This window comes from Neobacillus rhizosphaerae (assembly GCF_937468385.1).
Classification (GTDB): domain Bacteria; phylum Bacillota; class Bacilli; order Bacillales; family Cytobacillaceae; genus Neobacillus; species Neobacillus rhizosphaerae.
The window spans coordinates 23,659-33,575 of sequence record NZ_CALBWS010000045.1; the positions used below are offsets into that span (position 1 = coordinate 23,659).

13 protein-coding genes and 1 pseudogene are annotated in these 9,917 nt (G+C 38.4%); all 14 read left to right on the forward strand.

Annotated features, from left to right (window positions below; genetic code table 11):
* Nucleotides 1-84: 84 nt before the first annotated feature.
* The 14 genes and pseudogenes from nagA to M5A78_RS22870 all read left to right on the forward strand — a co-directional run bounded on the left by nagA (nucleotide 85) and on the right by M5A78_RS22870 (nucleotide 9,752).
* Nucleotides 85-1,242, forward strand: coding sequence for an N-acetylglucosamine-6-phosphate deacetylase (gene nagA / locus M5A78_RS22805; protein WP_248737579.1), 1,158 nt, complete (start codon nucleotides 85-87; stop codon nucleotides 1,240-1,242).
* Nucleotides 1,243-1,247: 5 nt separating this feature from the next.
* Nucleotides 1,248-2,183, forward strand: a complete 936-nt coding sequence (gene lacC / locus M5A78_RS22810; protein WP_248737580.1) for a tagatose-6-phosphate kinase — start codon at nucleotides 1,248-1,250, stop codon at nucleotides 2,181-2,183.
* Nucleotides 2,184-2,389: 206 nt separating this feature from the next.
* The gene (lacD, locus tag M5A78_RS22815) at nucleotides 2,390-3,376 is read left to right on the forward strand and encodes a tagatose-bisphosphate aldolase (protein WP_248737581.1); all 987 of its coding nucleotides are present in this window, start codon (nucleotides 2,390-2,392) and stop codon (nucleotides 3,374-3,376) included.
* Between the two features lie 160 nt (nucleotides 3,377-3,536).
* On the forward strand, nucleotides 3,537-3,782 hold the full coding sequence (locus M5A78_RS22820; protein ID WP_248737582.1) for an NUDIX hydrolase: 246 nt from the start codon (nucleotides 3,537-3,539) through the stop codon (nucleotides 3,780-3,782).
* Nucleotides 3,783-3,976: 194 nt separating this feature from the next.
* On the forward strand, nucleotides 3,977-4,399 hold the full coding sequence (locus M5A78_RS22825; protein WP_248737583.1) for a MarR family winged helix-turn-helix transcriptional regulator: 423 nt from the start codon (nucleotides 3,977-3,979) through the stop codon (nucleotides 4,397-4,399).
* Nucleotides 4,400-4,463: 64 nt separating this feature from the next.
* On the forward strand, nucleotides 4,464-4,862 hold the full coding sequence (locus M5A78_RS22830) for a DoxX family protein (RefSeq protein ID WP_248737584.1): 399 nt from the start codon (nucleotides 4,464-4,466) through the stop codon (nucleotides 4,860-4,862).
* A gap of 129 nt (nucleotides 4,863-4,991) precedes the next feature.
* Nucleotides 4,992-5,930, forward strand: coding sequence for a ring-cleaving dioxygenase (locus tag M5A78_RS22835; RefSeq protein WP_248737585.1), 939 nt, complete (start codon nucleotides 4,992-4,994; stop codon nucleotides 5,928-5,930).
* A 23-nt stretch (nucleotides 5,931-5,953) separates the two neighbouring features.
* Complete coding sequence (locus M5A78_RS22840; RefSeq protein WP_248737586.1) at nucleotides 5,954-6,562, forward strand: flavin reductase family protein; 609 nt, start codon at nucleotides 5,954-5,956, stop codon at nucleotides 6,560-6,562.
* A 41-nt stretch (nucleotides 6,563-6,603) separates the two neighbouring features.
* Nucleotides 6,604-7,548, forward strand: a complete 945-nt coding sequence (locus M5A78_RS22845) for a ring-cleaving dioxygenase (protein WP_248737587.1) — start codon at nucleotides 6,604-6,606, stop codon at nucleotides 7,546-7,548.
* Entirely contained in the window at nucleotides 7,548-8,159 is a 612-nt protein-coding gene (locus M5A78_RS22850) for an alpha/beta hydrolase (protein WP_248737588.1), read from the forward strand. The genes M5A78_RS22845 and M5A78_RS22850 overlap by 1 nt, the downstream gene beginning before the upstream one ends.
* A gap of 45 nt (nucleotides 8,160-8,204) precedes the next feature.
* Nucleotides 8,205-8,451, forward strand: a pseudogene (locus tag M5A78_RS22855) (NAD(P)H-dependent oxidoreductase); the annotation flags it as partial.
* Nucleotides 8,452-8,807: 356 nt separating this feature from the next.
* Nucleotides 8,808-9,287, forward strand: coding sequence for a DUF2975 domain-containing protein (locus tag M5A78_RS22860; RefSeq protein WP_248737589.1), 480 nt, complete (start codon nucleotides 8,808-8,810; stop codon nucleotides 9,285-9,287).
* An 11-nt stretch (nucleotides 9,288-9,298) separates the two neighbouring features.
* A complete protein-coding gene (locus M5A78_RS22865; protein WP_248737590.1) occupies nucleotides 9,299-9,505 on the forward strand; it encodes a helix-turn-helix domain-containing protein in 207 nt (68 codons plus the stop codon).
* A gap of 31 nt (nucleotides 9,506-9,536) precedes the next feature.
* Entirely contained in the window at nucleotides 9,537-9,752 is a 216-nt protein-coding gene (locus M5A78_RS22870; RefSeq protein WP_248737594.1) for a DUF3955 domain-containing protein, read from the forward strand.
* The last annotated feature ends 165 nt before the right edge of the window (nucleotides 9,753-9,917 follow it).

Here is a 9,917-nt window from a genome sequence, read left to right on the forward strand (position 1 = left end):
GCTAAAGCTAGACAATGCTCAAAGTCAAAATTTTATACTTTCTTTTCTTAAACAGATGGCTAGAGCAGTAACTGAGGTGGAAAAATGTCAAAATTAATTTTTGCAGAAAAGTTTTTTCTTGAAGGTCAGGTTGTAGGACCAGGTTTTCTAGAAATCAAAGACGGGAAATTCGGCATCTACTCTGGAGTAAAGCCCGATCAAACAGCGGAAGTCATTGATTATAGCGGGCAATGGATTGCACCTGGGTTAGTCGACACACATATCCATGGCTATAAAAATCATGATGTCATGGACAATGACTTTGAGGGGTTAAAAGTAATTTCAGAAGGGCTGCTAGCTTGTGGAGTGACGTCGTTCCTACCGACTACTTTAACTTCTTCAATCGAATTATTAAATGACGTTGTTGCCATGATAGGTGCGAATTACTCGAAAGTGAAAGGCGCAAAAATAAGAGGAATCTTTTTAGAGGGACCATTTTTTACCGAAAAATATAAAGGGGCACAAAACACGAAATATTTTTGTGACCCTGCAATTGATACATTAAAAGTTTGGCAGAAACGATCCAATAATTTTATCAAAAAAATTGCAATTGCTCCTGAAAGAAACGGTTCAGACGAATTTATTGAATATGCCGTGAAAGAAGATATTGCCGTTGCATTAGCCCATAGTGATGCGACGTATAAACAAGCAAAACAGGCAGTTGCGAACGGGGCTTCGATTTTTGTCCACACTTACAATGGGATGAGCTCACTGCACCATCGTGAGCCTGGCATGGTCGGGGCGGCCATGAATTTAAAAAATGTATTTGCGGAAATCATTTGTGACGGGCACCATGTTCATCCTGCCGCAGCAAACATTTTAATGAATACCCGTGGTAGAGACACAACCGTGATGGTGACCGATTGTATGATGGCTGGAGGTATGCCGGAGGGACATTATCAGCTCGGAGAATTCCCAGTGGAAGTGAAAGACGGGGCGGCTCGATTGGATAGTGGCAGTTTAGCAGGCAGTATTTTGCAATTAAAGGATGCCGTCAAAAATGCCGTCCAATGGGGTATTGCCACACCCATGGAAGCCATATATATGGCAAGTACGGCACCTGCAAAAAGTGTTCAGATCGATCAGGAATGCGGGAAAATTGCTGAGGGCTACGCTGCTGACTTTATCGTGTTGAATCCTGCCCTGGATTTAATCGCGACTTATATAGATGGTGTCTGTCGTTATCAAGACCAGAAAGAGTGAGTACGATGATTTTAACTGTGACAATGAATCCATCGGTTGATATTTCCTATCCGGTTGACCAATTCAAGTTGGATGATGTCAACCGGGTAGAAACAGTACGTAAAACGGCTGGAGGGAAAGGCTTAAATGTCGCCCGGGTGATCGCACAAATGGAAGAAGAAGTCCTCGCGACAGGCGTACTTGGTGGAACCATTGGCGATTACATCGTTCAGGAATTAAATAAAAGCAACATTCAAAATGACTTCTTAAGAATCGATAAAGAATCAAGAAACTGTATCGCCATTCTCCATGAAGGGATGCAAACGGAGATCTTAGAGGCTGGCCCGACTTTATCAAGCGAAGAAGGGGAAGTTTTTTTAGAAAAATTTGCGAATCTCCTTCCTAAAGTTTCAATTGTGACGATTTCAGGCAGTTTACCGAAAGGGCTGCCCCCAAATTTTTACCAGCAAATGTTAGAAATTAGTCAGGAAAAGGGGATTCCTGTGGTTGTAGATTCGTCAGGAGAACCATTAAGGCAAGTCTTGTTACATAAGGAAAAACCATTTGCCATCAAGCCAAATACAGCGGAAATGTCCCAGCTGCTCGGGTTTAAAGTGGATGCGGAAATAGGCAGTTTGAAACAGGCTGTAAACCATGAGTTATTGAAAGGGATTGAATGGATTGTCGTCTCGATGGGGAGTGATGGTGCCTTTGTAAGGCGTGCTGACGAGTATTACCGGGTCACGATCCCCAAAATCGACTTGGTTAATCCTGTTGGCTCTGGTGATGCTACCGTTGCAGGATTTGCGGTTGCACTGAATCGCCATGAGACAATTGAAAAGGTGCTGAAAACGGCGATGACTACGGGAATACTAAATACGGTGGAAGCCGGAACCGGATATATTAATATCGCTAAATTCAACCAATATTTTGATTCAGTAAAAGTGGAAAAAATAGATTGATAGAGGTCAAATTGCCATGCGTTCAACAGGTTTTGCGGATATCAAGGATTTATAAGGCGAACGTTTGGCACAAGGCGTTCAAGCGAAATACTGTCAAATATTACAGCGTTTTGATGGGTATTCATACTTTTTAATCAAGCGAAAGGAGTCGGCAATTCCCCCATGCGTGACGCAGGGGCTTCCTTGCCGATTTATGGTGACTGACAATGTTAGAACTAACAAAAAGTAAATTAGCAGCTTTAAAACGTCTATCTGATGAAAACGGCGTGATTGGGGCATTAGCGATTGATCAACGGGGCTCATTGAAAAAAATGATTGCAGCGGGAACGGCAAGTAATGTCGGAGACTCGGGCATTATCCACTTTAAAGAATTGGTCTCCAAAGAATTGACACCATATGCGACTTCCATTCTTTTGGACCCTGAATATGGATTACCGGCTGCGAATGTCCGCCATAAAGACGCCGGTTTATTGGTAGCCTATGAAAAAACTGGCTACGATGCAACTACGGTGGGCCGTCTGCCTGATTTATTACCCGAGTGGTCGGTTAAACGTTTGAAGGAAGCCGGTGCAGATGCGGTTAAATTCTTACTGTATTATGATGTCGATGAAGATAAAAAAATTAATGACTATAAACATGTTTACATGGAACGTGTAGGCTCAGAGTGTGTAGCGGAGGACATTCCGTTTTTTTTAGAAATTGTGACGTATGATGCTGAAAATGATGATGTAAAAAGTAAAGCGTACGCTAAAGTGAAGCCTCATAAAGTGATCGGGGCGATGAAGGAGTTCTCCAAGCCGCAATACCATGTTGATGTGTTGAAGGTAGAAGTTCCGGTAGATATGAACTTTGTCGAAGGATACACAGAAGGAGAAATTGTCTACAGCAAAGAAGAGGCTGCTGCCTTTTTCAAAGAACAAAGTGTGGCAACAGAGCTGCCATTTATATTCTTAAGTGCTGGAGTAAGTGCTAAACTATTCCAAGAAACCTTGAAATTCGCCAAAGAATCTGGCTCCACCTTTAACGGCGTGTTATGCGGCCGGGCAACCTGGAAAGACGGTGTCGCCCCTTTTGCTGAAAATGGTGAACAAGCAGGTCGTGACTGGTTACAACATACCGGGAAAAGAAATATCGAAGAACTGAATCTCGTCTTGAAAGAGACAGCCAGCTCGTGGTTTGATAAAGCAAATTAATAGAGAGATAGGTTTCGCCGTTTTGTCGGGGATTCCTTAAATGTTATCAAAATTTGATAGATTTTTTTAAAGCGAACAGTGGCAGGCACTGTTCGTTTTTTTGCGCAATTCACTAGGACATGATAAATCAATTAAAAATGGATTTGGAGATGAATATCAGATGTTTGAGTTTTTATTTCGAGTTGATAATTGGATAGGACCAATCCTGAAGGAAACTGATGAAAGCAAAAACGCTGATTTTTTCTCATTAGATAATATTCCTAAAGGTACAAACGAGTTTTGGGATAATCATCATCAGGAAGGTAATAAAGGATTTAAAAAACTTCGTTGGTCAATTAATTTTTTTTATCGAGAATTATACTATGATTTCTTCCGCGAATACTTTGTGATTAAGTTTCACATTTAATAAGATAATTGCGGTTTACACCTCACAAGTAAATCGTTCTTCTTCAACGAACAGGTTAATTAAAATATGCAAAGTAATTTCATTTTAGAAAAATGAAATACTTAAAAAAAGGTTATTGACAAAAAAATAAATAAGTATTATGATTATCTCAGATTCAAGATAATTTAATTCGAGATTTTGTGGAGGTGAAACAAATGGAGAGGAAATGCTCGAATTTGCCCTTTCTGGTATTAATGCAAACATCTAAAGCCGTTCATGAGCGCATAAAGGAAGAAATGACAAAAAACAAGCTAAGTATAACGGAATTTTCTGTTTTAGAGGTCCTCTACCAAAAAGGGAAACAAACTATTCAACAAATTGGAAATTGCATATTAATCTCAAGTGGTTCGATGACCTATGTTATAGACAAGCTAGAACAAAGAGGTTTATTAAGTCGAAATGCCTGCCCCGATGACCGCCGAGTGATACATGTGATATTAACTGATGATGGAAATGAATTGATGGAGGAAATCATGCCGAAATATCGTGAGTTAGTCGATAATATGTTTGATTCATTAAATTCTGATGAGGCAGAGATTTTGGTGCATCTTTTGAAAAAAGTAAGGAATAAAGTATAAATTTTCATTTTTTTTAAAATAATATCTCGAATTCGAGATAAAAAACATTTAGGAGGATTTTAAGATGATAAATATTGGTCTATTAATAATTCGTTTGGTGATTGGTGTACTATTCGTGGGGCACGGTGCTCAAAAATTGTTTGGATCGTTTGGTGGTTATGGATTAAAAGGTACGGGAGGTTGGTTCGAATCCATTGGTATGAAGCCAGGAGTAACCATGGCTCTTTTCGCAGGATTAGCAGAACTTATTGGTGGAATTTTGTTTACTTTAGGACTTTTAACCCCACTTGCAGGAATTATGATTGCCGGAACCATGGTAATGGCTATCATAAAGGTGCATGGTCCAAACGGATTATGGGCAACATCAAATGGATATGAATATAACCTAACTTTGCTTGCAGTCGCTATTGGTATAGCTTTAATCGGTCCTGGTCAATATGCTCTAGATTCATTTTTATTCTAAAATATCTCGAATTAAAGATTCTTGAATTAAAACAAATTGTTTAAGACATTAAATATTGATGTAGGAACAAAATAAGGTATCAAGTTCCTTTAAAAAAATAGATTTTAGATGAAAAAGGAGTGTTAAAAAATGAGTAAGAAAACAATGGGTATTCACCATATTACAGCAATCGTCGGTCATCCTCAAGAGAACGTAGATTTCTACGCAGGCGTTTTGGGTTTACGTTTAGTCAAGCAAACGGTCAATTTTGACGATCCAGGTACTTATCACCTTTATTTCGGGAATGAAGGTGGAAAACCAGGAACAATCATTACATTCTTTCCATGGGCAGGGGCTCGTCAAGGAATCATTGGTGACGGGCAAGTAGGAGTCACATCATATGTTGTTCCCAAAGGTGCGATGGGATTTTGGGAACAAAGACTAGCAAAGTTCAATGTTCCTTTTACTAAAATGGAACGCTTTGGAGAGCAGTATGTGGAATTTGATGATCCACATGGACTTCACTTGGAAATTGTTGAAAGAGAAGAAGGAGAAACTAATAATTGGAACTTTGGTGAGGTAACACCTGAAGTTGCCATCAAAGGTTTTGGTGGAGCAACTTTATTATCGACACAACCTAACAAAACAGCTGAATTGTTAGAAAATGTTATGGGACTTGAATTAATCGGTAAAGAAGGAGATTTCATCCGTTTCCGTTCTTCAGCCGACATCGGAAATGTAATCGACCTGAAAATAACTCCAATTGGCCGTGGGCAAATGGGTGTGGGGACAGTACACCACATTGCATGGCGGGCTGTTGATTCCTTAGATCAATTGGATTGGCAAAAGTATGTTGCAGCGAATGGATATGGTGTCACTCCTGTAAAGGACCGAAATTATTTTAATGCTATTTACTTTAGAGAACATGGAGAAATTCTATTTGAAATTGCGACCGATCCCCCAGGATTCGCACATGATGAATCACATGAAACCATGGGAGAAAAATTAATGTTGCCTGAACAGTATGAGCCTCATAGAGGACAAATTGAACGAAGTTTGCTACCGTTTGAAGTAAGAGAACTAGACTGATTTTACGAAAAGGAATGATTTCTTTGCTTTCAATTGATCCATCCTCAATGTCTGAAAGAGATAATTATAAATTTCTTATAGGAAGCGTCATACCTAGACCAATTGCTTTCGTTACAACGATTTCAAAAGACGGTGTTTTGAATGGTGCACCATTTAGCTACTTTAATATCGTATCATCCAATCCCCCGATGATTTCATTATCTATTCAACGTGCACAGGGGAGACAGAAGGATACAGCGAGAAACATCATCGAGTCAAAGGAATTTGTGATCCATATCGTTGACCAAGAAAATGTTGAAAAAATAAATAAAACAGCTGCAAACCTCCCTCCTGACCAGAGTGAGATTGAGTTAGCTAGCTTAACTCCAGTAGACAGTGTAAAGATTTCTGTACCAGGTGTAAAGGAAGCGAAAATTCGAATGGAATGTTCATTAGAGCATTCCTTAGAATTGGGAGGTTTGGATACACCGGGGTGTGATTTTATTATCGGCAAAGTTGTTCAATTTCATATTGAAAATGACATTTATGAAAATGGAAGAATAGATCCTTGGGGTTTAGCTGCTGTAAGTCGATTGGCTGGAAATAATTACGCCAAAATCGGTGAGATTTTTGAAATAGAAAGACCTAAATAGTTCCTTTTACAATCCACTTTAGCGAAATGGAGAGGATAAGATTGCAAAAAACAGCAGGTATCCATCATATAACAGCCATGGTTAACGATGCACAAAGGAATATTGACTTTTATGCAGGCGTACTTGGGTTACGACTCGTTAAAAAAACCATAAATTTTGATCGTCCAGAAGTGTACCATCTTTATTTTGGGAATGAAACGGGTCAACCAGGTAGTGTCATTACTTTTTTTCCATGGGCTAAACAGCTAAAAGGTCGAATTGGAACGGGGCAGGTTGGTGTGACCAGTTATATGATACCGAAGGGATCGGTTCAATTTTGGGAAAATCGATTGCGGAAATTTGGAATTGAATTTACTTCATCCAATCGCTTTGGTGAAACCTATTTAAAATTTAACGATCCTGACGGACTCCAACTTGAGTTGACAGAACGAGATGAAGGACCAATGAATACTTGGAACTTTGGCGGAGTACTAGCGGAAAATGCCATTAAGGGGTTTGGCGGTGCTGTTCTGTTTTCTGCACAGCCGCATAAAACTACGGACGTGCTAGAAAATATTTTGGGATTAGAATGCATTGGACAAGAAAAGGAATTTCTTAGATTTAAAACTGGAGAACATCTCGGTAATACCATTGACATTCAGTTAAATCCTTCTGTCCGAGGGCTTATGGGAGCAGGAACGGTTCACCATATAGCGTGGAGAGCAAAGGATGAAGAAGATCATCAAAGGTGGAGATTACTTCTCTTAGAAAAAGGGTATTATCCGACAGAGATTCTTGACCGAAACTACTTCAAAGCTATATATTTTCATGAAGAAGGGGGTATCCTCTTCGAAATAGCGACCGAACCACCAGGTTTTGCAGTAGATGAACCTGTTGATGAACTTGGAAAAAAACTCATACTACCATCTTGGTTAGAGTCAAAAAGAGAAGAATTAGAAGAAACCTTACCGCCTGTGGAGGTTCGTGTTCTGGAGGGAGATAAATAATGAAACATATATTCAATAAAGGGCAAGATCCAACAAAACCAACGTTACTTTTGCTGCATGGTACGGGTGGAAATGAATTAGACCTATTACCTCTTGCAGGTAGAATTGATGATGAGGCTTCTGTATTAAGTGTCCGTGGGAACGTATTAGAAAATGGAATGCCCCGATTCTTCAGAAGATTAGCTGAAGGAGTGTTTGATGAAGAGGACCTTATTTTCCGAACAAAAGAATTAAACGAGTTTCTTGATGAAGCAGCAGAAAAGTATCGTTTTGATCGAGATAATATTATTGCAATTGGTTATTCAAATGGAGCGAATATAGCTGCTAGTCTATTATTTCATTATCAAAATGCTTTAAAAGGTGCCATTCTTCATCATCCCATGGTACCGAGACAAGGAATGGATCTTCCCGACTTATCAGGTAAGTCTGTGTTTATTGCAGCTGGAACGAATGATCCAATCTGTTCACCGCTAGAATCGGCTGAACTACAATCATTATTAGAAAAGGCTAATGCAAATGTAGAACTTCATTGGGAGAATAAAGGTCATCAATTAACCGCATCAGAAGTTGAAGCCGCAGCAAGTTGGTATCGCAAGTTCATAAGCAAATAATAAAAGTCTGCATGGAAGCATTAGTCTGAAGAAGTTGAAGCTTGTGTTCCAACTGTTTCACAAGATGATATAGAGTGGGCAGAAGCCATTATTTTCAGTGTTCCGACCCGATTTGGAAACATGCCTTCTTAGATTATGCAGTTCTTAGATAAAACGGACGGTCTGTGGTTTTACGGGAAGCTAGTGACTAAAGTAGTAAGTGCTATGACTTCTGCTCAAAACCCCCATGGTGGTCGGAGCAACCATTTTATCATTATATACAACGATGCACCATTGGGGAGCTTTTGATGCGCTTCAAGCCTCTTTTACCCGACTGATTAACGATGGTTTCATGAAAATCCTCCCCTATAAAAAGTAATCCTCTAATCGCACATCTCTCCCTTTTTCCGTTTCTGCCTCTGTTTTGGACGGAGAAATAATCTGTTAGCACTTTTTGGTAACATTATGTTTTACATTTTTACCTATCTCCTTGGCTGTGTTCGGACTTATTTTAGGCTAATCTCATTATGAATTTAAAAATTAATTTTGAAATTTTATTATAAATACAATATAAAACAACAAATATTTATTGTATAACGATAAATATTTGTTGACTAAGAAGATGTTTGGGATTACTATATGGTTAGCTAGCTTAGAGGGGGAGTTTTTATGAGAGAGAAAGGATTATCAGCGTGGTTAAAATTAATAATTGTTTTTTGCGGATTTTTTGGTCTGTTGTTTTGTATTTATATTGCTCCTGAAACTGGTAGGGAAATATTACTGGATTCAGGAAAGTTGAAGCCGCTATATAATCCCTTTATTACATTCATTTGGATTACAGGGATTCCATTTTTTACTGCTCTAGTTTTAGGGTGGCAGATATGTTCGGATATTGGCTCTGATCAAGCCTTTACCGTTAAGAATGCAGATAGATTGAAAATAATAAGTGTCTTATCAATGATTGAAGGTTTTTTGTACATTGGTGCATTACTATATCTTTTCGTAGTCGGAAGTTATCATGCTAACATTTTAGTTATTCTTTTGCTGATTCTATTTTTCTCAGTCATTATTTCTGTATTTACTTCCATGCTTTCTCATTTAGTTAGAAATGCTAGTGAAATAAAGCAGGATAATGATCTAACGATTTGAGGTGTTAAAGGATGGCTATTATAGTAAATTTGGATGTAATGCTGGCTAAAAGAAAAATGAGTGTTACAGAATTATCCGAAAAACTAGGGATTACAATGGCAAATGTATCAATATTAAAAAACGGAAAAGCAAAAGCTATTAAATTTTCAACTTTAGAAAAAATCTGCGAAGTTTTAGAATGTCAACCAGGTGATATTCTAGAATATCAAAAAAAATAATTAAGGTTATCTGAATAAAGGAGAGTATATGATGAAAAAGAAATATCTATTAGCTTCTACACCCATATTTTTAGGGGTCATTTGTATGATTAGTTACTTCATGATTGGTTCAAGAGTAGAACCGGATGGTACTTTGGTTGAACCTTTCTTCTTGATTCCATTAAGTTATCTTTTTGTTTTTAGTGGTATTATCGCATTATTGTTTGTGGCTATCATTTCGGTGTTCAAAAAAAGCAAACATATTTGATTAATGAGATAAAAGAAAAGCCAATTTCCTTACAGGAGATTGGCTCAGACTGTCGACAAATCCGAAAATATTCGGGTTTGCCGGCGGTCTTTTTTGTATAATTAAGGTACAGAGATTTTAATGGGGTGGATGAAATGCTAACTAAAAATACACAGATGAATCGTG

What these genes read in the sequence shown, in the direction of transcription:
- M5A78_RS22850 (WP_248737588.1), top strand. Translation starts at nt 7,548, where the DNA reads ATGAAACATATATTCAATAAAGGGCAAGATCCAACAAAACCAACGTTA.
- lacD (WP_248737581.1), top strand. Translation starts at nt 2,390, where the DNA reads ATGTTAGAACTAACAAAAAGTAAATTAGCAGCTTTAAAACGTCTATCT.
- M5A78_RS22870 (WP_248737594.1), top strand. Translation starts at nt 9,537, where the DNA reads ATGAAAAAGAAATATCTATTAGCTTCTACACCCATATTTTTAGGGGTC.
- nagA (WP_248737579.1), top strand. Translation starts at nt 85, where the DNA reads ATGTCAAAATTAATTTTTGCAGAAAAGTTTTTTCTTGAAGGTCAGGTT.
- M5A78_RS22820 (WP_248737582.1), top strand. Translation starts at nt 3,537, where the DNA reads ATGTTTGAGTTTTTATTTCGAGTTGATAATTGGATAGGACCAATCCTG.
- M5A78_RS22860 (WP_248737589.1), top strand. Translation starts at nt 8,808, where the DNA reads ATGAGAGAGAAAGGATTATCAGCGTGGTTAAAATTAATAATTGTTTTT.
- M5A78_RS22825 (WP_248737583.1), top strand. Translation starts at nt 3,977, where the DNA reads ATGGAGAGGAAATGCTCGAATTTGCCCTTTCTGGTATTAATGCAAACA.
- M5A78_RS22865 (WP_248737590.1), top strand. Translation starts at nt 9,299, where the DNA reads ATGGCTATTATAGTAAATTTGGATGTAATGCTGGCTAAAAGAAAAATG.
- lacC (WP_248737580.1), top strand. Translation starts at nt 1,248, where the DNA reads ATGATTTTAACTGTGACAATGAATCCATCGGTTGATATTTCCTATCCG.
- M5A78_RS22835 (WP_248737585.1), top strand. Translation starts at nt 4,992, where the DNA reads ATGAGTAAGAAAACAATGGGTATTCACCATATTACAGCAATCGTCGGT.
- M5A78_RS22830 (WP_248737584.1), top strand. Translation starts at nt 4,464, where the DNA reads ATGATAAATATTGGTCTATTAATAATTCGTTTGGTGATTGGTGTACTA.